This window comes from Clostridium pasteurianum DSM 525 = ATCC 6013 (genome assembly GCF_000807255.1).
Taxonomy (GTDB): Bacteria; Bacillota; Clostridia; order Clostridiales; family Clostridiaceae; genus Clostridium_I; species Clostridium_I pasteurianum.
On the sequence record NZ_CP009268.1, the window covers coordinates 1 to 25,351 of the forward strand.

15 protein-coding genes, 2 tRNA genes, 3 rRNA genes and 1 other annotated feature are annotated in these 25,351 nt (G+C 31.2%); all 20 genes read left to right on the forward strand.

What is annotated here, in order from left to right; genetic code table 11:
- Positions 1 to 100: 100 nt before the first annotated feature.
- The 20 genes from dnaA (at position 101) to serS (ending at position 25,271) form a co-directional block, all read left to right on the forward strand.
- The gene (gene dnaA, locus CLPA_RS00005) at positions 101 to 1,447 is read left to right on the forward strand and encodes a chromosomal replication initiator protein DnaA (RefSeq protein WP_003444871.1); all 1,347 of its coding nucleotides are present in this window, start codon (positions 101 to 103) and stop codon (positions 1,445 to 1,447) included.
- A gap of 255 nt (positions 1,448 to 1,702) precedes the next feature.
- On the forward strand, positions 1,703 to 2,803 hold the full coding sequence (gene dnaN / locus CLPA_RS00010) for a DNA polymerase III subunit beta (protein WP_003444869.1): 1,101 nt from the start codon (positions 1,703 to 1,705) through the stop codon (positions 2,801 to 2,803).
- Positions 2,804 to 2,868: 65 nt separating this feature from the next.
- A complete protein-coding gene (gene yaaA / locus CLPA_RS00015) occupies positions 2,869 to 3,075 on the forward strand; it encodes a S4 domain-containing protein YaaA (protein ID WP_003444868.1) in 207 nt (68 codons plus the stop codon).
- 67 nt (positions 3,076 to 3,142) lie between these two features.
- The gene (recF, locus tag CLPA_RS00020) at positions 3,143 to 4,243 is read left to right on the forward strand and encodes a DNA replication/repair protein RecF (protein WP_003444866.1); all 1,101 of its coding nucleotides are present in this window, start codon (positions 3,143 to 3,145) and stop codon (positions 4,241 to 4,243) included.
- An 11-nt stretch (positions 4,244 to 4,254) separates the two neighbouring features.
- A complete protein-coding gene (gene remB, locus CLPA_RS00025) occupies positions 4,255 to 4,518 on the forward strand; it encodes an extracellular matrix regulator RemB (protein WP_003444864.1) in 264 nt (87 codons plus the stop codon).
- Positions 4,519 to 4,545: 27 nt separating this feature from the next.
- On the forward strand, positions 4,546 to 6,456 hold the full coding sequence (gene gyrB, locus CLPA_RS00030) for a DNA topoisomerase (ATP-hydrolyzing) subunit B (RefSeq protein WP_003444863.1): 1,911 nt from the start codon (positions 4,546 to 4,548) through the stop codon (positions 6,454 to 6,456).
- Positions 6,457 to 6,511: 55 nt separating this feature from the next.
- Complete coding sequence (gene gyrA / locus CLPA_RS00035; RefSeq protein WP_003444862.1) at positions 6,512 to 8,977, forward strand: DNA gyrase subunit A; 2,466 nt, start codon at positions 6,512 to 6,514, stop codon at positions 8,975 to 8,977.
- Positions 8,978 to 9,690: 713 nt separating this feature from the next.
- Positions 9,691 to 11,197 (forward strand): 16S ribosomal RNA (locus CLPA_RS00040).
- Positions 11,198 to 11,423: 226 nt separating this feature from the next.
- A 23S ribosomal RNA gene (locus tag CLPA_RS00045) occupies positions 11,424 to 14,321 on the forward strand.
- A 200-nt stretch (positions 14,322 to 14,521) separates the two neighbouring features.
- Positions 14,522 to 14,638: ribosomal RNA gene (rrf, locus tag CLPA_RS00050) — 5S ribosomal RNA — on the forward strand.
- Together the 16S, 23S and 5S rRNA genes with 2 tRNA genes alongside form the textbook arrangement of a ribosomal RNA operon.
- A gap of 3 nt (positions 14,639 to 14,641) precedes the next feature.
- Positions 14,642 to 14,718: transfer RNA gene (locus CLPA_RS00055), tRNA-Ile, on the forward strand.
- Positions 14,719 to 14,721: 3 nt separating this feature from the next.
- A tRNA-Ala gene (locus tag CLPA_RS00060) sits at positions 14,722 to 14,797 on the forward strand.
- A gap of 166 nt (positions 14,798 to 14,963) precedes the next feature.
- The gene (locus tag CLPA_RS00065) at positions 14,964 to 15,455 is read left to right on the forward strand and encodes an HDIG domain-containing metalloprotein (protein ID WP_004455601.1); all 492 of its coding nucleotides are present in this window, start codon (positions 14,964 to 14,966) and stop codon (positions 15,453 to 15,455) included.
- 25 nt (positions 15,456 to 15,480) lie between these two features.
- Positions 15,481 to 15,996, forward strand: coding sequence for a transcription repressor NadR (locus CLPA_RS00070; RefSeq protein ID WP_004455603.1), 516 nt, complete (start codon positions 15,481 to 15,483; stop codon positions 15,994 to 15,996).
- A gap of 34 nt (positions 15,997 to 16,030) precedes the next feature.
- Positions 16,031 to 18,724 carry a UPF0182 family protein gene (locus CLPA_RS00075; protein WP_004455605.1) on the forward strand — a complete coding sequence of 898 codons (2,694 nt, stop codon included), beginning with the start codon at positions 16,031 to 16,033 and terminating at the stop codon, positions 18,722 to 18,724.
- A gap of 167 nt (positions 18,725 to 18,891) precedes the next feature.
- Positions 18,892 to 19,764 (forward strand): L,D-transpeptidase, encoded by an 873-nt coding sequence (locus tag CLPA_RS20200; protein WP_004455606.1) that lies wholly within the window; start codon positions 18,892 to 18,894, stop codon positions 19,762 to 19,764.
- A gap of 280 nt (positions 19,765 to 20,044) precedes the next feature.
- Positions 20,045 to 20,239 (forward strand) — a binding site (T-box leader).
- Positions 20,240 to 20,373: 134 nt separating this feature from the next.
- A complete protein-coding gene (locus CLPA_RS00085; protein ID WP_004455607.1) occupies positions 20,374 to 21,447 on the forward strand; it encodes a pyridoxal-phosphate-dependent aminotransferase family protein in 1,074 nt (357 codons plus the stop codon).
- 25 nt (positions 21,448 to 21,472) lie between these two features.
- A complete protein-coding gene (locus CLPA_RS00090; RefSeq protein WP_004455608.1) occupies positions 21,473 to 22,390 on the forward strand; it encodes a D-2-hydroxyacid dehydrogenase in 918 nt (305 codons plus the stop codon).
- Positions 22,391 to 22,406: 16 nt separating this feature from the next.
- Positions 22,407 to 23,648 carry a DUF1015 domain-containing protein gene (locus tag CLPA_RS00095; protein ID WP_004455609.1) on the forward strand — a complete coding sequence of 414 codons (1,242 nt, stop codon included), beginning with the start codon at positions 22,407 to 22,409 and terminating at the stop codon, positions 23,646 to 23,648.
- A gap of 342 nt (positions 23,649 to 23,990) precedes the next feature.
- A complete protein-coding gene (gene serS, locus CLPA_RS00100; RefSeq protein ID WP_004455610.1) occupies positions 23,991 to 25,271 on the forward strand; it encodes a serine--tRNA ligase in 1,281 nt (426 codons plus the stop codon).
- Positions 25,272 to 25,351 lie beyond the last annotated feature (80 nt).

Here is a 25,351-nt window from a genome sequence, read left to right on the forward strand (position 1 = left end):
TTTATATAAATTTGTCAACAACCTTAAATAGTTGCTTTATTTTGTTAATATTATTGTTAATAAATTATTTTAAGATAAAAAATTTACTGGAGGATAAAATATGGACACCCAACTAAAAGATATATGGGAAAAAACTTTAAACATAATAAAAAGTGAATTAACAGAAGTGAGCTTTAATACTTGGATTAAAAGTATATCTCCTTTATCTATAAAAAATGACTTCATAAAATTTGGTGTCCCTAATCAATTTACTAAAGAAATTTTAGAAAGCAGATATAAAGATTTAATTTCAAATTCACTCAAAGTTATTACTAAAAAAAAATACTCTCTTGTTTTTACCATAATATCAGAGGAAACTGCTGAAATTGATGAATCATATGATAGTAAATCTAAAGATAATTTATCATCTAATGATGAGATGTATACAATGTTAAATCCTAAATACAAATTTGATTCATTTGTTATAGGTAATAGTAATAGATTTGCTCATGCTGCTTGTTTAGCTGTTGCTGAAGCTCCTGCAAAAGCATATAATCCATTGTTTATATATGGTGGGGTGGGCCTTGGAAAAACTCACCTTATGCATGCTATAGGTCACTATATATTACAAAATAACCCTAAAGCTAAAGTGGTATATGTTTCTTCTGAAAAATTTACAAACGAATTAATTAACTCCATAAAAGACGATAAAAATGAGGAATTTAGAACTAAGTATAGAAATGTTGACGTACTTCTAATAGATGATGTCCAATTTATTGGTGGAAAAGAGAGGACTCAGGAAGAATTCTTCCATACATTTAATACTCTTCATGAAAGTAATAAACAAATTATATTATCAAGTGATCGCCCCCCAAAAGAGATACCAACTCTAGAAGATAGACTTCGTTCTCGATTCGAATGGGGACTTATTGCTGATATACAACCTCCTGATTTTGAGACACGAATAGCTATATTAAAAAAGAAGGCGGATGTAGAAAATTTAAACATACCCAACGAAGTAATGGTATATATAGCTACAAAAATAAAATCTAATATAAGAGAATTAGAAGGTGCATTAATAAGAATAGTTGCATTTTCTTCTTTAACAAATAAAGAAGTAAGCGTTGATTTAGCTTCTGAAGCACTAAAAGATATAATTTCTAATAAACAAACACGCCAAGTTACTGTAGAATTAATTCAAGATATAGTAGCTAATTATTATAATCTTAGAATAGAAGACTTTAAATCTGCAAGAAGGACTAGGAATATAGCTTATCCAAGACAAATTGCTATGTATTTATGTAGAAAACTAACAGATATGTCTTTACCTAAAATAGGAGAAGAATTTGGTGGAAGAGATCATACTACTGTTATTCATGCTTATGAAAAAATATCTAGTGGACTAAAAAAAGATGAGTCATTGAAAAATGCAATAAATGATATAACTAAAAAAATAAATCAAAAATAATAACATATGTTTATAATAATATACAATAAACTTGTTGATAAAAAAAATTTTTATACTTGTTCTTAATAATGTGGATAAAGCTAAATTTTTGTTATTTACTTATCCACACTTATTTTTTCACTTAATTTAGTATTATCAACGTTTTTTAAACATATTAACATATCAACAGCCCCTACTACTATTACTACATTATTATTATATTATCTAATCTAATATATATAAAACATTTTTTGTGTATAAGGAGGAAGACCTACTATGAAATTTAAATGTGAAAAAAATAAACTTCAAGAAGCTATATCTATAGCACAAAAATCTGTAACAGGAAAATCATCCATGCCTATATTACAAGGATTACTTATAATTGCAGAAGAAAATCAAATTACAATAATAGGATCAGATATAGATTTAAGCATTGAAACTAAATTAGATGCTGAAGTTATAGAAATTGGAAAAATAGTTGTTGATTCTAAGCTATTTGGAGATATAATAAGAAAATTACCTAACAAAGAAATAGAAATAACTTCTATAGATAATAATTCTATTAAATTAATTTGTGAAAAATCTCAATTTACATTAGTACATATGAATGCGGACGACTTTCCAAGCCTTCCATCTATTAATGATGATGTAAATTTCTCTATAGAACAAAAAATATTAAAAAACATGATAAAATCTACCATTTTTGCTATTGCACAAGATGAATCAAGACCTATATTAACTGGAATTTTATTTGAAGTAAAAGACAAAAAAATAAATTTAGTAGCTTTAGATGGTTTTAGACTTGCATTTAGAAGTGAAAATATAGAAAATGATAATTTTATAAATGCTGTTATTCCAGGAAAAACTTTAAATGAAGTAGTTAAAATACTACAGGATGAAGGTGAAGTAAATATAACATTTACTTCAAATCATATTCTTATAAACCTTGAGAAGACTAAAATTATATCAAGACTTTTAGAAGGAGAATTCATAAAATATACTTCTATAATACCTGAAGAATACAATCTAAGAGTAACAGTAAAAAGAGAAGAACTTTTAAATTGTATAGAAAGAGCATCATTAGTTGGGAAAGATGGAAATACAAGTTTAATAAAATTTGATATTGAAGATGACTATATGATAATAACTTCTAATTCTCAATTGGGAAATGTAAGAGAAGAAATAAATATAATTTTGCAAGGAGAGCATTTGGAAATTGCATTTAACTCTAAGTATCTTATAGATCTATTAAAAATAATTGATGAAGAAGAAATTTATATGGAATTTTCAAGTAATGTAACTCCGTGTCTAGTTAAGAGTACAAAAAATAATAATTATACTTATCTTATTTTGCCAGTAAGATTACTAAATAGTTAAATTATTTTAAAAATGGTTATAATTAATAATAGGAGGATTGTAACTTTATAGTTACATAGAAAAATATGGAAGAAATTAAAATAAATACAGAAATAATAAAATTAGATTCTTTTTTAAAATGGGCTGGTATTATCAGTCAAGGCTCTGAAGCAAAATTCTTTATAAAAAATGGTAAAGTAAAAGTTAATGGAATTGTTGAAATTCAGAGAGGAAAAAAATTAAAAAAAGGAGATATGATAGAATTCAATGAAAATGTATATAAGATAGTTTAACTAAAGTATTATTAATTAGATTTACCATAAGTTTAAATACTTGTGTTATAATATAAGGTGTGTAATTATGCATATAGAGTCTTTAATACTTAACAATTTTAGAAATTATAAAAAGCTCAACATAAAACTAGATAAGAATATAAATATATTTACTGGAAATAATGCTCAAGGAAAAACTAATATTCTTGAAAGTATTTATTATTGTAGTATAGGTAAATCCTATAGAACTAATAAAGATAAAGAACTTATTTACTGGAATAAAGAAAGTGCATATATAAATTTATATGTCAGTAAAGAAAGATTAGATAAAAAAATAGAGATAAAGATTTTTAAAGAAGGTAAAAAGGGCATTAATGTTAATTCTATAAAGCTAAAAAAAATATCTGAACTTTTTGGGATTTTTAATGCTGTAATATTTTCACCAGAAGATTTAAAAATAATAAAAGACTCTCCCATTTATAGAAGAAAGTTTTTAGATATGGAACTTTCTAAATTAAATTCAAGATATTATTTTGAATTAATTCAATATAATAAAGTTTTAAGTGAAAGAAACGCATTACTTAAAAATAAAGTAAATAATAATTCTGATATATTGGAAATATATGATAGGCAGCTTAGTAAACATGGAAGCAAATTAATAAAATATAGGCTGAATTATATGGATAAACTTAATTATTTTGGAAATAAAATACATAAGGATATAACTAGTAATAAAGAGAATATAAATTTTAAATATATTACATGTGTTAAAGATAGAGAAAATATAGAAAATAATTTATTTAAATGTTATGAAAAAAATAGAAATAAAGATATATATAGGGGTAATACATCTATAGGACCTCATAAAGATGACTTTAGTATATTTATAAATAATATAGATACAAGAAGTTACGGTTCACAAGGTCAACAGAGAACAGCTATATTAACCATAAAGTTTTCAACTTTAAATATTCTAAGAGAATATACAAAGGAATCTCCTGTACTCTTATTAGACGATGTCTTATCAGAACTGGATATTTCCAGGCAAAAGTATATTTTAAATTCTATAAAAGGAGTACAGACAATTATTACATGTACAGGAATTAACAATATAAATAGTTATATCAATAGTAATTTTAAAATTTTCAATGTAGAAAGTGGAGAAATATCAGAAGTTAATACAATATAAGGAGGTTTTTTATGTTTTTACATTTAGGTGAATGTGTAGTAATTCCAATAAAAGATATTATAGGTATTTTTGATATAGAAACGACTATGTATAGTTCAGATACTAGTCAGTTTTTAAGAATGGCAGAAGAAGATGGTTTTGTTGAAAGAATAACCGATGAAAAACCAAAATCATTTATAATTGCTGAAATAAACCAAAAAAGTAAAATATTTTTATCACCAATATCTTCTGCTACACTTAGTAAAAGAAGTGAAATGTTGTATTTTGAGCCATAGTGCTTTTAGTTAGATAGGAGGATTTTAATGTCACAAAATAATGGAAATTATGATGAAAGTCAAATTCAGGTTCTTGAAGGATTGGAAGCGGTAAGAAAAAGGCCTGGAATGTATATTGGTAGTACTTCATTAAAAGGGCTTCATCATCTTGTCTATGAAATAGTTGATAACAGCATAGATGAGGCTTTAGCTGGTTTTTGTAAAAATATAAATGTTGTAATTCATAAAGATAATTCAGTATCTGTAACTGATGATGGTAGAGGTATGCCTGTAGGAATACATCATAAAATGAATAAGCCAACAGTTGAAGTTATAATGACAGTTCTTCATGCAGGAGGAAAATTTGGAGGAGGAGGATATAAAGTATCCGGAGGCCTTCATGGAGTTGGGGCATCTGTAGTTAATGCTTTATCCGAAACTTGTGAGGTTATAGTTAAAAGAGAAGGACATATTTGGAGACAGATGTATCACAGAGGTAATGTAGCTAGTCCGTTTGAAAAGATTGGTGATACAGAAGAACATGGTACTAAAATTAATTTTAAACCGGATCCTGAAATATTTGATGAGATAGAATTTAACTATGATACATTGGCTCAAAGGCTGAGAGAACTAGCTTTTTTAAACAAGGGAATAAAAATTAATTTTGTAGATGAGAGACAGGATAAAAAAGAAGTATTTCATTATGAAGGTGGAATAAAATCTTTTGTAAGCTACTTAAATAGAAATAAAGAACCTATTTTTCCAGAACCTATTTATATTGAAGGGTATAAAAATGAATATATGGTTGAAATAGCTCTCCAATATAACGATGGATATGCTGAAAATTTATTTTCCTTTGCAAATAACATTGATACAGTTGAAGGTGGAACGCATCTTTCTGGATTTAAAACTGCTCTTACAAGAGTTTTAAATGATTATGCAAGAAAGTTTAATTTTATTAAGGAAAATGATAAAAACTTTTCTGGAGAAGATATCAGAGAAGGATTAACAGCTGTTGTATCTGTTAAACTTCCAGATCCTCAATTTGAAGGTCAGACAAAGACAAAACTTGGTAATAGTGAAGTAAGAGGAATTGTTGATAGCATTTTAGGTGAAAATGTAAGTGCATTTTTGGAGGAAAATCCTCAGATAGCAAAGATAATAATAGATAAAGCTATGCTTGCTTCAAGGGCTAGAGATGCAGCAAAAAAGGCTAGGGAACTAACACGAAGAAAATCTGTACTTGAAACTACAGCACTTCCAGGTAAACTTGCAGATTGTTCATCAAAGGATCCAGCGGAATGTGAAATCTATATAGTGGAAGGTGACTCAGCTGGTGGATCAGCAAAACAAGGGCGAGATAGAAGATTTCAAGCAATACTTCCTTTAAGAGGAAAAATAATGAATGTAGAGAAACAGAGAATAGATAAGATATTAAATTCTGAAATGATAAGGGCTATGATAACTGCTTTTGGCGCAGGAATAAGTAAGGATTTTAATATAGAAAAAATAAGATATCATAGAATTATTATAATGACTGATGCGGATGTAGATGGAGCTCATATAAGAACATTGTTATTGACATTTTTCTATAGATACATGAGAGAACTTGTAGAACAAGGTCATGTATATATTGCACAACCACCACTATACAAAGTTTCCAAGGGTAAAAAAGAAATATATTGTTATCTTGAAGAGGAATTGGATAAAGCATTAGAAGAACTGGGTGGTAAAGACAACAATACAAGTATTCAACGTTATAAAGGTCTAGGAGAAATGAATGCAGAACAACTGTGGGAAACTACGATGGATCCAGAAAGAAGAATACTTTTGAAAGCAACTGTTGAAGATGCTATGGCAGCTGATGAAATATTTACAATTCTTATGGGGGATAAAGTTGAGCCTCGCAGAGAGTTTATCCAACAAAATGCAAAGAATGTTGTGAATTTAGACATTTAAGCTTTAGTATGTAAATATTAGTATCAGATAAAGCACAATAAAAGAGGTGTGTTACATGAACAATGAAGGTAAAGTTTTACAAGTAAATATAAGTGAAGAAATGAAAAAATGCTATATAAGTTATGCAATGAGTGTTATTATTGACCGTGCACTTCCTGATGTAAGAGATGGGTTAAAGCCTGTTCATAGAAGAATTATATATTCAATGCATGAGCTGGGTTTGACCCCAGATAAAGGATATAGAAAATGTGCTAGAATAGTTGGAGATGTTCTTGGTAAATATCATCCTCATGGTGATGCTTCAGTATATGATGCTTTAGTTAGAATGGCTCAGGATTTTAATTTAAGATATCCTCTTGTAAATGGTCATGGAAATTTTGGCTCTGTAGATGGAGATTCAGCAGCTGCTATGAGATATACAGAAGCAAAAATGAGTAAAATGGCTATGGAAATGGTTAGAGATATATCTAAAAATACTGTAGATTTTGGTCCTAACTTTGATGGTGAGGAAGAAGAACCTTCCGTAATACCATCTAGATTTCCTAATCTATTAGTTAATGGGTCATCAGGTATTGCAGTAGGTATGGCAACTAATATACCTCCACATAATTTAAATGAAGTCATCGATGGTATATTTATGCTCATTGATAATAGTGAAACAACAATACTAGAACTTATGACAAAGATAAAGGGACCAGATTTTCCTACATCAGGTATGATAATTGGTAAATCAGGTATAAGAAGTGCCTACGAAACTGGTAGAGGTAAAGTTATTGTAAGATCAAAATGCGAAATTGAAGAAGTAAATAATAAGCATAGAATTATAGTTACTGAATTACCTTATCAGGTTAATAAAGCTAAGCTCATTGAAAATATGGCTGAATTAGTTAAAGATAAAAGATTAGTTGGAATATCAGATCTTAGAGATGAATCTGATAGAGAAGGTATGAGGATTGTTATAGAACTAAAAAGAGATGCCAATCCTCAGGTATTATTAAATCAGCTTTATAAGCATACAAAATTGCAAGATAGTTTTGGAATAATAATACTTGCATTAGTTGATGGAAAACCACAATATCTTAATTTAAAGCAGGTTTTACAGTATTATATAGATTTTCAAGAAGAAGTTATAAAAAGAAGAACTCAGTTTGAATTAGACAAAGCTAGAGCTAGAGCTCATATATTAGAAGGTCTTAAAATAGCACTTGACCATATTGATGAAGTAATAAGTATAATAAGGTCATCCAAAACAGTTCGTGAAGCGGAAGAAAGGCTTATGAAAGCATTTAGTCTTTCTGAAAAGCAATCAGAAGCAATTGTAGAGATGAAACTTAGAAGACTTACTGGTCTAGAGAGAGATAAGATTGAAGAAGAGTTGGCAGAGCTTGTAAAAAATATTGAATACTTGGAAAAAGTTTTAGCAAATAGATATATGATTTTAAATATAATAAAAGATGAACTTACAGAAATAAAATCTAAGTATGGTGATGAAAGAAAAACAGTTATAGAAAATGCTGAAAATGAAATAGATATAGAAGACCTTATTGAAGAAGAAGATGTTGTTATAACTCTTACTCATGCTGGATATATAAAAAGATTACCAGCAGATACATATACAGCCCAACGTAGAGGTGGAAGAGGTATACAGGCAATGGCAACTAAAGAAGATGATTTTGTAGAACACATATTTATAACATCTACTCATAATAATATCTTATTCTTTAGTAATCGTGGAAGAGTTTATAAGTTAAAGGCTTATGAGATACATGAAGCAGGAAGGACTGCTAAAGGTACAAATTTAATAAATCTTCTTCAATTGAATCAAGATGAAAAAATTCAAGCAGTTATAACTCTAAAAGAATTTAAAGAAGAAGACTATCTTATTATGGCAACTAAAAATGGTGTCGTAAAGAAGACTTCACTTGATCAATATTCAACAATAAGAAAAAGTGGTCTTAATGCTATAAATTTAAGAGAAGATGATGAACTTATTGGCGTTAGACTTACAAATGGTGATAACGATATATTAATGACAACTAAAAATGGATATGCAATAAGGTTTAATGAAAAAGATGCTAGACCTCTTGGAAGAAATGCATCTGGGGTAAGAGGAATAACTCTTAGAGGAGATGACATTGTTGTTGGTATGGAAGTTGTAGATGTTGAAAAGGATGTACTTGTGGTAAGTTCTAATGGATTCGGTAAAAGAACTCCTGTATCTGAATATTCTGTTCAAAAAAGAGGCGGAAAAGGAGTAATAACTTATAAAGTAAATGACAAGACTGGTGAACTTGTAGGTGCTAGAATGGTAAAAGATACAGATGAAGTGATGATTATTAATAGTAATGATATAGTAATTAGAATAAATGTATCAGATATATCTACTACCAGTAGAAATGCTATGGGAGTTACATTAATGAGAACTACAGATGAAGAAAAGGTAATGGCTATAGCTAAAATAGATACAGATGAAAGTGATGAATATAAAAAAGAAGTATCATCAGATTCTTCTAATGAATAATTTAATAAAAAATTGTATATAAAGATCAACTATACCCTGTAAAATACACAGCTTATTTTTTGTGTATTTTACAGGGTACTTTTTTAAATATTTATAGGTAATATTTATTAATACTTATGTAAGTGCGAAGGATTCGTATTTATTTTTAAAGATAGACGTAAAATAAGTGAATAATGATATTTATAGATGGCGTATAGTTTCTATATAAAAAATATGAATTTATATTTAAAATTGTATATCCATATATTTTTTATTATAATGTACAACTAGCCTAGTGTGTCAATACTAGATATAATTAGAAAAACAATAAAATTAAGAGAAAAGCTTATATTTTTATTTAATAAAATATAAAAAGATAAAATATATGTGTTATTAAATTTGATACAATAACTTTCGTCGATTAAGATAATTTGATTAAAAGTTAGTACTTATATAAAAATTTTCTTGACATCATTTAAGTATGATGATATACTATAAAAGTCGTCAAGAAATGTTTTTTTAATTAGTTAGTAAATTTTTATAAAATAACTTGACAAACTATGTTGATGATGATACACTATAAAAGCTGTCAGATGACAGTGATTGATCTTTGAAAATTAAACAGAGTATAAGAATAGTAAGTAAACCAGCAATTCTTTAGATTTTAAGAAATTAAAATTGAGAGTAACAAACTCTTCATTGAGAAGAGAAGCGATGAGCTAACATCAAACTTATAAATTGAGAGTTTGATCCTGGCTCAGGACGAACGCTGGCGGCGTGCTTAACACATGCAAGTCGAGCGAGAAACCTTCGGGTTTCTAGCGGCGGACGGGTGAGTAACACGTGGGTAACCTGCCTCAAAGAGGGGAATAGCCTCCCGAAAGGGAGATTAATACCGCATAATATTAAAGTTTCACATGGAGCTTTAATTAAAGGAGTAATCCGCTTTGAGATGGACCCGCGGCGCATTAGCTAGTTGGAGAGGTAACGGCTCACCAAGGCGACGATGCGTAGCCGACCTGAGAGGGTGATCGGCCACATTGGAACTGAGACACGGTCCAGACTCCTACGGGAGGCAGCAGTGGGGAATATTGCACAATGGGCGAAAGCCTGATGCAGCAACGCCGCGTGAGTGATGACGGTCTTCGGATTGTAAAGCTCTGTCTTTTGGGACGATAATGACGGTACCAAAGGAGGAAGCCACGGCTAACTACGTGCCAGCAGCCGCGGTAATACGTAGGTGGCAAGCGTTGTCCGGATTTACTGGGCGTAAAGGATGTGTAGGCGGATACTTAAGTGAGATGTGAAAGCCCCGGGCTCAACCTGGGGACTGCATTTCAAACTGGGTATCTAGAGTGCAGGAGAGGAAAGCGGAATTCCTAGTGTAGCGGTGAAATGCGTAGAGATTAGGAAGAACATCAGTGGCGAAGGCGGCTTTCTGGACTGTAACTGACGCTGAGGCATGAAAGCGTGGGGAGCAAACAGGATTAGATACCCTGGTAGTCCACGCCGTAAACGATGAGTACTAGGTGTAGGAGGTATCGACTCCTTCTGTGCCGCAGTTAACACAATAAGTACTCCGCCTGGGAAGTACGGTCGCAAGATTAAAACTCAAAGGAATTGACGGGGGCCCGCACAAGCAGCGGAGCATGTGGTTTAATTCGAAGCAACGCGAAGAACCTTACCTAGACTTGACATCTCCTGAATAGCGTAGAGATACGTGAAGCCCTTCGGGGCAGGAAGACAGGTGGTGCATGGTTGTCGTCAGCTCGTGTCGTGAGATGTTGGGTTAAGTCCCGCAACGAGCGCAACCCTTATCATTAGTTGCTACCATTAAGTTGAGCACTCTAGTGAGACTGCCCGGGTTAACCGGGAGGAAGGCGGGGATGACGTCAAATCATCATGCCCCTTATGTCTAGGGCTACACACGTGCTACAATGGTGAGAACAACGAGATGCAATACCGTGAGGTGGAGCTAAACTTGAAAACTCATCCCAGTTCGGATTGCAGGCTGAAATTCGCCTGCATGAAGTTGGAGTTGCTAGTAATCGCGAATCAGAATGTCGCGGTGAATACGTTCCCGGGCCTTGTACACACCGCCCGTCACACCATGAGAGCTGGTAACACCCGAAGTCCGTGAGGTAACCTTTATGGGGCCAGCGGCCGAAGGTGGGATTAGTGATTGGGGTGAAGTCGTAACAAGGTAGCCGTAGGAGAACCTGCGGCTGGATCACCTCCTTTCTAAGGAGTAATTGCAGCAGGATAACTGTTGTATACATTGGTTTCTTACTCTTGTCTCTGTTTAATTTTGAGAGATCAATTCTCTTAAAATGTACTTTGAAAATTGCATAGAGAAACAAAGTAAAGTAAAAAATAATCCTTTGTATAATATGATTTTAATCGAAAGATTGAAATTAAAACAAATAAAGACTAAACTCTAAAAGGCTAACGCCTAAAAGAGTAACAAGGTCAAGCTACAAAGGGCGCATGGTGAATGCCTTGGCACTAGAAGTCGAAGAAGGACGTGACAAGCTGCGATAAGCTTCGGGTAGGCGCAAATAGCCTGTGATCCGGAGATTTCCGAATGGGGCAACCCACATGTTTAACGACATGTACTGTATACTGAATTCATAGGTATATGGAGACATACCCGGGGAACTGAAACATCTAAGTACCCGGAGGAAGAGAAAGAAATATCGATTTTCTTAGTAGCGGCGAGCGAAAAGGAATCAGCCCAAACCAGGGACTTTGTCCCTGGGGTTGTGGATAGATCATCACTGCATAATATCTTAACCGAAGAGTTCTGGAAAGCTCTACCGCAGAAGGTAATAGTCCTGTAGGTTAAAAGAGAAAATTGCAAGATCTAATCCAGAGTACCACGAGACACGTGAAACCTTGTGGGAAGCTGGGAGGACCACCTCCCAAGGCTAAATACTAACTAGTGACCGATAGTGAAGCAGTACCGTGAGGGAAAGGTGAAAAGAACCCCGGAAGGGGAGTGAAATAGAACCTGAAACCGTGTGCCTACAACCGGTCGTAGCACTTTTTATGTGTGACGACGTGCTTTTTGTAGAACGAGCCAGCGAGTTACGGTATGCAGCAAGGTTAAGCACTTATGGTGCGCAGCCGAAGGGAAACCAAGTCTTAACAGGGCGACTAGTTGCATGCTGTAGACCCGAAACCGAGTGACCTATCCATGGCCAGGTTGAAGCGGAAGTAAAATTCCGTGGAGGACCGAACCACATTGGTGTTGAAAAACCATGGGATGAGCTGTGGATAGCGGAGAAATTCCAATCGAACTCGGAGATAGCTGGTTCTCCTCGAAATAGCTTTAGGGCTAGCGTCGATTAATTGAGTTATGGAGGTAGAGCACTGAATGAGGTAGGGGCTGACAACAGTTACTGAACTCTATCAAACTCCGAATGCCATATACTTTTATTTCGGCAGTCAGACTGCGAATGATAAGATCCGTAGTCAAAAGGGAAACAGCCCAGATCATCAGCTAAGGTCCCAAAGTGTAAGTTAAGTGGTAAAGGATGTGGGATTTCTAAGACAACTAGGATGTTGGCTCAGAAGCAGCCACTCATTTAAAGAGTGCGTAATAGCTCACTAGTCAAGAGATCCTGCGCCGAAAATGTCCGGGGCTAAAACTTACCACCGAAGCTATGGGCTCGTAAGAGCGGTAGAGGAGCTTCCTGCACCGGTTGAAGTCGTACCGTAAGGAGCGGTGGACAGTGCAGGAGTGAGTATGCTGGCATAAGTAGCGAGAACTAAGTGAGAATCTTAGTGGTCGAAAACCTAAGGTTTCCTGAGGAAGGCTCGTCCGCTCAGGGTTAGTCGGGTCCTAAGCCGAGGCCGAAAGGCGTAGGTGATGGATAATCGGTTGATATTCCGATACCACCTTTCTCCGTTATGAGAGATGGGGTGACGCAGAAGGATAAGATGTGCGCACTATTGGATGTGCGTCTAAGCACTAAGACGTGCAGGCTGGCAAATCCGCCTGATTAGTCAAGGTGTTATGGGGAGCTAATTTTTAGCGAAGTATCTGATTTCACACTGCCAAGAAAAGCCTCTATCAAGGAAAAAGGTGCCCGTACCGCAAACCGACACAGGTAGGTGAGGAGAGAATCCTAAGACCATCGGAAGAATCGTTGTTAAGGAACTCGGCAAATTGACCCCGTAACTTCGGGAGAAGGGGTGCCTGCTTTTAGCAGGCCGCAGAGGATAGGCCCAAGCAACTGTTTAGCAAAAACACAGGTCTCTGCTAAAGCGAAAGCTGATGTATAGGGGCTGACGCCTGCCCGGTGCTGGAAGGTTAAGGGGATCCGTAAGAGTAATCGAAGCGGTGAACTTAAGCCCCAGTAAACGGCGGCCGTAACTATAACGGTCCTAAGGTAGCGAAATTCCTTGTCGGGTAAGTTCCGACCCGCACGAATGGCGTAATGATTTGGGCACTGTCTCAACAACGAATCCGGCGAAATTGTAGTGCAAGTGAAGATGCTTGCTACCCGCGATTGGACGGAAAGACCCCGTAGAGCTTTACTGTAGTTTAGCATTGAGTTTCGGTATTGTCTGTACAGGATAGGTGGGAGACTGGGATACAGTGGCGTCAGCTGCTGAGGAGTCGACCTTGGGATACCACCCTGACAGTACTGGAATTCTAACCGGAGGCCATGAAGCTGGTCACGGGACATTGCTAGATGGGCAGTTTGACTGGGGCGGTCGCCTCCTAAAAAGTAACGGAGGCGCCCAAAGGTTCCCTCAGCGCGGTTGGAAATCGCGCGAAGAGTGCAAAGGCAAAAGGGAGCCTGACTGCGACACAAACAAGTGGAGCAGGGACGAAAGTCGGGCTTAGTGATCCGGTGGTTCCTCGTGGGAGGGCCATCGCTCAACGGATAAAAGCTACCTCGGGGATAACAGGCTGATCTCCCCCAAGAGTCCACATCGACGGGGAGGTTTGGCACCTCGATGTCGGCTCGTCGCATCCTGGGGCTGAAGTAGGTCCCAAGGGTTGGGCTGTTCGCCCATTAAAGCGGCACGCGAGCTGGGTTCAGAACGTCGTGAGACAGTTCGGTCCCTATCCGTCGCGGGCGTAGGAAATTTGAGAGGAGCTGTCCTTAGTACGAGAGGACCGGGATGGACTGACCTCTGGTGCACCAGTTGTCACGCCAGTGGCACAGCTGGGTAGCTATGTCGGGAAGGGATAAACGCTGAAAGCATCTAAGCGTGAAGCCCACCTCAAGATAAGATTTCCCATAGCGTAAGCTAGTAAGACCCCTGAAAGAACATCAGGTTGATAGGTCAGAGGTGTAAGTGCAGTAATGTATTCAGCTGACTGATACTAATAGGTCGAGGGCTTGACCAAAATAAAACGAAGAAATAAAATTACTTTACCAGTTACTATGCAATTTTGAGAGTATAATTTTTTAGTTAAAAATTAAGAATTAAGAGTTAAGAATTTAGGAAAAAACTCCTAAGGAGTTTTAAAAGATTAAATTAAAGGAATTCCATAGGAATTTCATCAATAACTCTCAACTTTTAACTATTCACTCTTAACTTAATATATCCAGTGTCTATGACTTAGAGGTAACACTCCTTCCCATTCCGAACAGGCAGGTTAAGCTCTAATGTGCTGATGGTACTGCAGGGGAAGCCCTGTGGAAGAGTAGGTCGACGCTGGGTTATGGATCTTTAGCTCAGTTGGTTAGAGCAACCGGCTCATAACCGGTTGGTCCGGGGTTCGAGTCCCTGAAGGTCCACCATATGGGGGTATAGCTCAGCTGGGAGAGCATCTGCCTTGCACGCAGAGGGTCAAGAGTTCGAATCTCTTTATCTCCACCAAAACAGTCTTAATTGACTGTTTTTTTATTTTTTAAATATAAATAAAAAAGTAATAATTAATAGCAATCTTTTTATTACTTATGATACTGGTTTTTGTTATCAATAACATATATAATATTTAAAAGAGTATTGTATATGTTATTTTTATTAGGTGAGGTAATTTTTAATGTTTTCTTATAGAGTAAAGCAATTTTTTTCATATCTAAATGCAAAGATTACTAATGATGATTTGGAATATATATACTCCAAGTTAAATAATAATGAAATAGGGTTATTTAATAAACTTTCTTTGCATGAACAGAAGCATTCTATAAATGTAGCAAAAGATGTAGAAAAAATTTGTTTATATAAAAAAATTTGCTCTAATGATTTGATAAAGATAGCATTATTACATGATATAGGAAAAATAAATGGTAATTTAAATATTGTAGATAAGTCTATATTAGTAATATTTAATTGTCTATCTAATGGTAGAATAAAAAAGTTTAAATTTATAAGAAAAATTAATTTATATTATAATCATGGTAAAATAGGTGCTGATATATTAAAAAAGTATGGATATAACAAGAGATTTTTATATTTAATTGAAAATCATCATAACATTAAAGAGGATGATTATGAATTGAATATAATTAGATTTTGTGATAATAAAAATTAATAATAAAATATTTTGGTGGTGTATTATGAACTCTGAGGAAAGAAGAAATTTTATAAAAGATATTTTGAAAAAAGAAGAAGAACCATTAAAGGGTAATATATTATCAGAAAAGTTTGGGGTTACCAGACAAATAATAGTTAAAGATATAGCTATTCTTAGAGCATCTGGAGTTAAAATTATATCTACTCCAAAAGGATATATAATACCTAAAAATAAAGATGGTAGAATAAAAAAAATTATAGCTTTATGTCATAGTGTAGAAGACATAGAAGATGAACTTTTAACTATAGTAAAATGGGGTGGAATAATAGAAGATGTGATTATAGAACATAAGCTTTATGGAGAAATAAAAGGCATACTTATGATTAAAAATATATTAGATGTTAAAAATTTTATATTGAAATTAGATGATTATAAAAATGAGCCCTTATGTATTTTGACTGGTGGTATTCATCTTCATACAATTACTGCCAAAGATGAAAAATCTATAGAAAATATATTGAGAGAATTAAAAAATAAAAATTATTTGATATCAGATTAATATGATAATTAAGATATAAGTGAGGAATAATGATTTGAAGAAAAAAATTGTCTTGATAATAACTGTTTTCATTATAATATGCACTTTAATATTTTCTGATAAAATAATAAATTTTGTAATTAATATACAATGGTATATGGAAGTGGGTTATCTATCTATATATTTCACAAGATTAACAGCTATATTAAAGTTAATGATTCCTATCTTTACTATATCTTATTTAATAATATATTTGTATTATAGAAGTATCAGAAAAAATTTTATTGTTAATAAAAAAAATATTAAGACTGGTATTAATAAAGTAGAGAAGATTATATTTATTATAATTAATTTTATAATGTCATTTATGATTTCATTTTATATTTCTTTTAAATATTGGTACCAAATATTACAATTTCAAAGCTCTTCAAAATTCAATATAAAAGATCCAATTTTTAATATTGATATATCTTTCTATGTTTTTAAGTTACCATTAATAGAGTCATTATATAAAACTTTTATGCCTTTAATTGTAGTATTAGTTCCTATAACTATTATACTATATTTTATATTAGTTACTAGGGATAGATATGTAAATGGAAAAAATAAGATTAATAATAGTTTTAATTTTATCCATATAAAAAGTAGTATAACTAAATTTGCAGGAAGACAGCTTGCAATAATTTCTGCTATTATTATTTTAATAATAGCTTTTGGATATATCATAAAATCATTGAATTTAGTATATAGTTCTAAAGGAGTTTCATTCGGAGCTGGTTATACTGATTCAAATATATCACTATTATTTTTTAAGTTAATTATTATAATTTCTTTAATTTCATGTATTATTATATTTGTTAGTATACTAAAAAATAGAGTAAAACCTATAATTATATCTATTTTTTCAATAGTAATATTGATTATTTTGGAAAATATCACTTCATTTACAGTACAAAACTTAATTGTAAAGTCTAATGAGAGAGTTTTAGAAAATGAATATATAAAATACAATATGAATTTTACTAAAAAGGCTTTTAATTTAGATAAAATACAATTTAAGCCCTACAATGTTAAAAATACATTGTCACAAAACGATATAGATGAAAATATGGATACTATAAATAATATAAAGTTAAATTCATTTAGACAATCATTAGAGTTTTATAATCAAGTTCAAGTATATAGGTATTATTATACTTTTAATGATATAGATGTAGATAGATATAACATTAATGGAAAACCAACAGAGGTATTTATAGCTCCAAGAGAAATAGAACAAAAATTACTTACAGGTAATGCTGGTACGTGGCAAAACAAACATCTTACTTATACCCACGGGTATGGGGCTGTTATGAGTAAAGTTAATTCTATTACCAGTGAAGGACAACCGCAATTTTTAATTAGGGATATACCTATGAATAATGTTTCAGGTATTAATTTAGATAATCCTAGAATTTACTTTGGAGAAAAGACAGATGAATATGTAATAGTAAATACTAAATTAAGTGAATTTGATTATCCTGATGGTGGTGAAGATACATCCTATAATTATAATGGAAAGGCTGGTTTAAGTGCAAATATCATCAATAGAATTTTGTTTGCAATTAATAAAAGAAATATTAATTTTCTAGTATCAAATTCTATAAATTCTAATAGTAAAATTTTAATTAATAGAAATATTCTAGATAGAGTAAAAAAAATAGCACCTTTTTTAACTTATGATAAAGATCCTTATGCAGTTATATATAATGGCAGGATATATTGGATAATTGATGCATATACAACATCAAATAGATATCCATTTTCTCAGCCTGTAAATAATATTAATTATATAAGAAATTCTGTGAAAGTTGTAATTGATGCTTTTAATGGCGATGTTAATTTTTATCAAGTAGATAAAAATGATCCTGTGGCAAACAGTTACAATAAAATTTTTAAAGGATTGTTTAAGGATGTAAATACTATTCCTAAAGAAATAAGAGAACATTTTAGATATCCTGAGGATTTATTTAATATTCAGTGTGACATACTTGGTAAGTACCATGTAATGGATTCGGATGTTTTTTACAATGGTGAGGATTTATGGTCTGTTTCTGAAAATCAGAAAAGTGTAAATGGAGATAAGGGAATGAATGAATCTTCTTATGTTATTATGAAGCTTCCTGATGGGAATAAAGAAGAGGCTGTTTTACTAGAATATTTTAATATGAAAAGTAAAGAAAATTTAGTGGGAATACTTGCAGCAAGAATGGATAATGAAAATTATGGTCATTTAGTTATGTATACTCTTCCAACTCAAGAAACTATTTATAGTCCGTATTTATTTAAACAGAGAATAAATCAAAATCCAGATATATCTAAAGAGATAGCTCTTTGGAATACTCAAGGATCAGAAGTTCAATTTGGAGATACTTCAATAATTCCTATAAATAATTCACTTTTGTATGTAGAACCACTATATTTAAGGGCTCAAGGTAAGAATAGTATTCCAGAAGTAAAAAGAGTTATTTTAGCTTCTGGTGATAATTTTGTTATGGCTCCTAATATAGATACTGCACTTAAACAATTATTCAATAATAGTAAGGATAATAATATAAAAAGTAATGAATCTTTTGATGATGATAATAAGTTAAGGCAAGTTAAAGAGATTTATGATAAAGCAATGGAAGCACAAAAGAATGGTGATTGGTCAAAATATGGTGAGTATATTAAAGAGTTAGGTGATAAATTAAAAGATATTTCTTATTAAATATAAATTTTATGATTTTAAGTATAATGCTGCCTAAGAGTAAATATAATATTTGCTTTTAGGCAGTACTTTTATTTATTTTAATATGTTTAAAAAATTACTTTATAGTCAATAATTTTAAATGTATTAGTATGTTTAACATGTTTTATATTACAGGAGAAAATAATATGATATTAAAAGATAATATGAGATTAAAAGAATTGGGAAAGTTTATATTATCGTGCCTTATATCAACTGTAATGACTTGTATTTTTATTATGATACCATCATTTATATTTTCATCATCTTCTAATAATGATAAAGCCATAGAAACTTCTGCAAAGGTTGTAGATGAAAAATCCATTAGAGATGAATTAAACAATCAATTAAAAGATAGTATATCAATTTTTTCAATAAAAGATTGTTTTAAGAAAACATATTATATAAGTCATAATGGAGTGAAAATGTATAAGAGAATTGGAGATGAAAATAGTCTAATAAGATGCTTGGATAATGATGATGAAATTATAGCCTATGAAGAAAAAGATGGATATATTTATTGTGAAGACAATTTTTCTAATAGAGGATGGATAAAGAAAAGTAGTGATGACCTTAGAGCTATTCCGTTTAATAATAGTAATTATATAATAGACGTAAATTTAACAAAACAAATAGTTAATATATATAATAATGGAAATCCTATAAGAAAAAATATTATTTGTTCTACCGGTAAATTAGGAAATCCAGACACAGAAACTCCTTTGGGTATTTTTAAAATAAAGAAAAAGTTGTTTTATCCTAATGGGCTTAATATTGATAACAAAGATGGAACAAAAGAAATAGTTAAGTATCCAATACAATTTTTTTCTAATTATTTAATACATTCTGTTCCAATTATAGAAATTCAGCATAATAATAAAGTAGAACAAAAAGAAAATGGAAACGAAAAATTAAAATTAGGAAAACCGGTATCTCATGGATGTATTAGATTGTCTATAGAAGATTCAAAGTGGATATACAATAATATAACACAGAATTCTCAAGTTTATATACACTATTAAATTTAAAATATATAAATTTGTATTATAATAAAACACTTAATTAATTTTATATTTATTTTAATTTTAATTTGAAAAGTAATTCATTAAGATAGTGGTATTGCTTAATTTATAATATTTCATATATAAAAATTTAAAAATTAATATTTATATAATTACAATATTATTATAATTATATAAAATTCTATTTGAATTAATAATTTTTATTAAATATAGTTGCATAAAAATAAAATTGTTTATTGACAGAGTATTTTTATGAGAATATAATTATGATAATAAATTTATAAAACCTATGAAGAGAATAGTAGCTTAATGGAATTTTTAGAGAGTCGATGGTTGGTGTAAATCGATAATTATCATTTTGTGAATCCACCTCAGAGGGATTGCGATGAGCAATACGGTATAATAACCGTTATTTTAATTAAGAGGATCTTTTTTGATCAATTAGGGTGGCAACGCGGAGCCTTTCGTCCCTTTATATGGACGAAAGGCTCTTTTTATTTTCCGGAAAATAAAAAGTCTACTTTAATAATAAATACAAAATTTGCAATATTCTGAATTGTATCATTGAAATTAAAAATTATTATTTAGTTTTATTAAGGGGGCAATAATATGCATAAAAAATTATTTATTCCAGGACCTGTAGAAGTCAGTGAAGATGTGCTTTTAAAAATGGCTACACCTATGATTGGACATAGAAGTAAAGATGCATCAATTTTACAGAAAAATATAAGCGATAAGTTAAAAATAGTATTTAACACAAAAGAAGAAATATTACTTTCTACATCATCTGGAAGTGGGTTAATGGAGGGGGCAGTTAGATCTTGTACTAAAAAAAGAGCAGCAATATTTTCAATAGGTGCATTCGGTAAAAAGTGGTATGAGATTGCTAAGTGTAATGGTGTAGCAGCTGATCTATATGAATTTCAATGGGGAGAAATATTAAAACCTGAGTTTGTAGACGAAATTCTTAAAACAGGTAAATATGATTTAATTACTATAACTCATAACGAAACTTCTACCGGTATAATGAATCCAGTTGAAGAAATTTCTAAAGTGGTTAAAAAGTATCCAGATATAGTTTGGTGTTTAGATACAGTAAGCTCTATGGCTGGTACAAGAATTGACGTAGATAAATTAGGAGTGGATATTTGTGTAACATCTTCTCAAAAAGCATTGGGATTACCTCCAGGAATAGCTGTATGTTCATTTTCAACTAAGGCCATAGAAAGAGCAAAAACTGTTGAAAATAGGGGATTTTATTTTGATCTTTTAAAATTACACGAAGCTATAATAAAAAGAAATTATCAGTATCCATCAACACCATCCATTTCTCATATGTATGCATTAGACTATGCACTTGATAAGATGTTAGAAGAGGGAATGGAGAATAGATTTAAAAGGCATATAGAAATGGCTAAGTATGTTAGAAATTGGGCTGAAAAATATTTTGATATATTCGGTGATAAAAAGCATCTTTCAAATACTGTAACTGTAGTAAAAAATACAAGGGAAATTAGTATAGCTGATTTGAATAAAGCTTTGGGAGAGAGAGGTTTTACTTTAGCAAATGGATACGGAAAAATAAAAGATAAAACTTTTAGAATTGCTCATATGGGCGATTGTTCATTAGATGATATAAAAGAGATTATAGCAAATATAAATGATATATTAGATTTAAAATAAATAATTTAATTGGGGGGAAAAATAGATGTTAAGGATATTGGCAAATGACGGAATGGAAAAAAAGACAATAGAAATTTTAGAGAAAAAAGGATTTGAAGTTTTATCTGGTCATTTAGACGGTGATGATCTTTTAAAAGAAGTAAAGAATATAGATTGCTTAATAGTAAGATCTGCTACAAAGGTTAGAAAAGATCTTATAGACATAGCTGCAAGTACTGGTAGACTTAAACTTATAATAAGAGGTGGAGTTGGAATTGATAATATAGATGCAGCTTATGCTATAGAGAAGGGGATACAGGTTAATAATACTCCAAATGCCAGCAGTATATCTGTTGCAGAAATGACTTTTGGTCATATGCTTTCAGTTTCAAGAAAAATTTATTTATCTAATGTTACTATGAGAGAGGGAAAATGGGAAAAGAAAAAGTATCAAGGAACTGAATTGTACGGAAGAACTTTAGGGCTTATAGGATTCGGAAGAATTGCAAGGGAAGTTGCAAAAAGAGCTGTAGCCTTTGGTATGAAAGTTATGTATTATGATATATGTACTGCAGAAAATACAGGAGAATGTATTTGTGCTACTAAAGATGGAATTCTAAGAGAATCAGATTTTATATCACTGCACATTCCCTATAAAAAAGGGGAACCTTATGTTATTGGAGAAAAGGAATTTCAAATAATTAAAAAAGGTGCCTATATAATAAATTGTGCTAGAGGCGGAGTTATTGATGAAAATGCATTAGTTAAAGCTCTAGATGAGGGTAAAATAGCTGGAGCTGCTTTAGATGTTTTTGAAAAAGAACCTCCTGCTAATGAACTTATAATAAAAAATCCAAAGATTTCTTTAACTCCTCATATAGGGGCTGCTACAGTAGAAGCCCAAGAGAGAATTGGGGACGAAATAGTAAACATTATTGATAAATTTTTTAACAATAAAAACTGATATAGGAGGAATTAATGTGGCTAAAATTAAGGCATTTAAGGCATTAAGACCTAAAAATACCTTGGTAGAAAAGGTAGCAGCTCTTCCTTACGATGTTATGAATTATGAAGAAGCCAAGGAAATGGTGAAAGGTAACCCCTATTCCTTTCTTCATATAGATAGGGCGGAAATAGATCTTGAAGAGAATATTAATCCTTATGATCCAAAGGTATATGAGCAAGCAAAAAATAATTTAAATAATTTTATAGATAAAAAGATCTTTATAAGAGAAGATAAATCAAGCATATATATTTATAGGCAAATTATGAATGGAAAAATACAAACTGGAATTGTATGTTGTACGGCTATAGATGATTATATAAATGGTATTATAAAAAAACATGAGTTTACTAGAGAAGATAAAGAAAAGGATAGAATAAATCATGTTGATACTTGTAATGCTAATACAGGACCTATATTTTTAACTTATAAAAAGAATATAGGAATAAGTAATATAGTTGAATTGGAAACGAAGAAATCTCCAATATATAATTTTAATACAGAAGATAAAATTACTCATATTATATGGATTATAGAAGATGAAAAGGTGATAGAAAAATTAATTAATCTGTTTGAAGATGTAGATTCATTATATATTGCAGACGGTCATCATAGAGCTGAAGCTGCTGTAAAAGTGGGTATAAATAGAAGAAAAGAAAACAAAAATTATAAAGATGAAGAATTTAATTATTTTCTTTCAGTTTTATATCCTGACGAGGAATTGAAAATTTTTGATTATAATAGAGTAGTTAAAGATTTAAATGGATTAAATTTAGATCAATTTTTAAATTTAGTATCTAAAGATTTTGAAATAGAAAAGTTAGTAGATAATGAGTCTTTTAAACCTAATGAAAGGCATACTTTTGGGATGTATCTAGAAAATTCATGGTATAAGTTAAAAGCGAAAAAAGGAACTTTCAATAATAAGGATGTTGTAGAATCTTTAGATGTATCTATTCTTCAAAATAATTTATTATCACCTATATTAGGTATAAGTGATCCAAGAAAAGATTCAAGAATTGATTTTGTTGGTGGTATAAGAGGATTAAGTGCTTTGATAAAGAGAGTAAATGAAGATATGAAAATTGCTTTTTCCATGTATCCTACAACTATAGAAGAACTTATGAAAATTGCAGATGAAGGAAAGGTTATGCCTCCAAAATCTACATGGTTTGAACCTAAAATACGAAGTGGAATATTTATACACACTCTGGATTAGTTTATATATACAAATTCTAAAAATAATGTACTTTATACGTTTAAATAGGCAAGAGAATTGAATTTTTCATATATAAATGGTAAACTAACATGGTGAATTAAAAATTGTAAATATTAATAATTCTAGGTGATAATGAAAAAGTAGTTGTATTAAATATTTTACTTTTATAAGAATAATAAAAATTGTATTGATTATATAATTTACAATTTATATAACCTAACTATATTTAGTGTATATATGTAAATTTTAAATTTAAAATAATAAATTTCTATATAATATTTAAATAGCCTTAAGCGGAAGGAGGAATCTATAAAGCTTAAATTTGAGTTTTATAGTAGCATTATGTTAGATTTAAAAAGAATAAGAACAAATCCAGAAGAAATAAAAAAATTACTTACCAATAGAGGTGAAGATTTTGATTTAGCTGATATTGATAAAGTAGTTGAATTAGATGAAAAAAGAAGAAAAATTCTTGTAGAGGTTGAAAATTTTAAGGGTAAGAGAAATAAAGAGTCAGCAGAAATAGCAAAGTTAAAAAGAGCTGGTGAGAATGCTGATAATCTTGTGGCTGATATGAAAAAGCTTTCTGAAGAAATAAAAACTTTAGATGCAGAAGTAGTTAAAGTTGATGAAGAATTAGAATATATAATGATGAGAATTCCTAACATACCTCATGAGAGTGTACCAGAAGGCAAGTCTGATGAGGATAATGTTGAAATAAGAAAATGGGGAGAGCCAAGAAAGTTTGATTTTGAATTAAAAGCTCATTGGGATATCGGTAAAGACCTTGATATATTAGATTTTGAAAGAGCTGGAAAAGTAGCTGGTTCAAGATTTACATTTTATAAAGGTCTTGGTGCAAGACTTGAAAGATCTATTATAAGTTACTTTTTAGATACACACGTTGAAAAGCATGGGTATACTGAAATATTACCACCATATATGGTAAATAGAAATAGTATGACTGGAACTGGTCAGTTACCTAAATTTGAAGAAGATGCATTTAAGGTTGAAAATAATGGATTTTTCTTAATTCCTACAGCAGAAGTGCCAGTTACTAATTTATTTAGAGATGAAACATTAAAAGGGGAAGAGCTTCCTATAAAATTTGCTGCCTATAGTGCTTGTTTTAGATCAGAAGCAGGTTCTGCGGGAAGAGATACTAGAGGGCTTGTTCGTCAACATCAGTTTAATAAGGTTGAATTAGTTAAGTTTGCAAAACCAGAACAATCTTATGAAGAACTTGAAAAACTTACAGCAGATGCAGAAGAGGTTTTACAAATTTTAGGCCTTCCTTATAGGGTGATTAGAATATGTAAAGGTGATTTAGGATTTACTGCTGCATTAAAGTATGATATTGAAGTTTGGATGCCAAGCTACAACAGATATGTAGAAATATCAAGCTGTAGTAATTTTGAAGATTTTCAATCAAGACGTGCTAATATAAGATATAAAGAAAGTCCTAAAGATAAACCTCAATTTGTTCATACACTTAATGGTTCTGGAGTTGCAGTTGGTAGAACTGTAGCGGCAGTCCTTGAAAATTATCAAAATGAGGATGGCACTGTAACTATACCTGAAATATTAAGAACTTATATGGGTGGTAGGGATTTAATAAAATAGAATTGTTATCATGAGATATAGTTTTTTATTTTAATTAATATATAATTTAATGACAATTATTCAAATTGTTAATGAAGTTA

Bases quoted from the DNA above. Each gene is read 5' to 3' on its own strand.
- CLPA_RS00085 (WP_004455607.1), top strand. From the start codon at position 20,374: ATGCATAAAAAATTATTTATTCCAGGACCTGTAGAAGTCAGTGAAGAT.
- CLPA_RS00070 (WP_004455603.1), top strand. From the start codon at position 15,481: ATGAACTCTGAGGAAAGAAGAAATTTTATAAAAGATATTTTGAAAAAA.
- dnaA (WP_003444871.1), top strand. From the start codon at position 101: ATGGACACCCAACTAAAAGATATATGGGAAAAAACTTTAAACATAATA.
- CLPA_RS20200 (WP_004455606.1), top strand. From the start codon at position 18,892: ATGATATTAAAAGATAATATGAGATTAAAAGAATTGGGAAAGTTTATA.
- gyrA (WP_003444862.1), top strand. From the start codon at position 6,512: ATGAACAATGAAGGTAAAGTTTTACAAGTAAATATAAGTGAAGAAATG.
- yaaA (WP_003444868.1), top strand. From the start codon at position 2,869: ATGGAAGAAATTAAAATAAATACAGAAATAATAAAATTAGATTCTTTT.
- dnaN (WP_003444869.1), top strand. From the start codon at position 1,703: ATGAAATTTAAATGTGAAAAAAATAAACTTCAAGAAGCTATATCTATA.
- gyrB (WP_003444863.1), top strand. From the start codon at position 4,546: ATGTCACAAAATAATGGAAATTATGATGAAAGTCAAATTCAGGTTCTT.
- recF (WP_003444866.1), top strand. From the start codon at position 3,143: ATGCATATAGAGTCTTTAATACTTAACAATTTTAGAAATTATAAAAAG.
- CLPA_RS00090 (WP_004455608.1), top strand. From the start codon at position 21,473: ATGTTAAGGATATTGGCAAATGACGGAATGGAAAAAAAGACAATAGAA.
- CLPA_RS00065 (WP_004455601.1), top strand. From the start codon at position 14,964: ATGTTTTCTTATAGAGTAAAGCAATTTTTTTCATATCTAAATGCAAAG.
- serS (WP_004455610.1), top strand. From the start codon at position 23,991: ATGTTAGATTTAAAAAGAATAAGAACAAATCCAGAAGAAATAAAAAAA.
- remB (WP_003444864.1), top strand. From the start codon at position 4,255: ATGTTTTTACATTTAGGTGAATGTGTAGTAATTCCAATAAAAGATATT.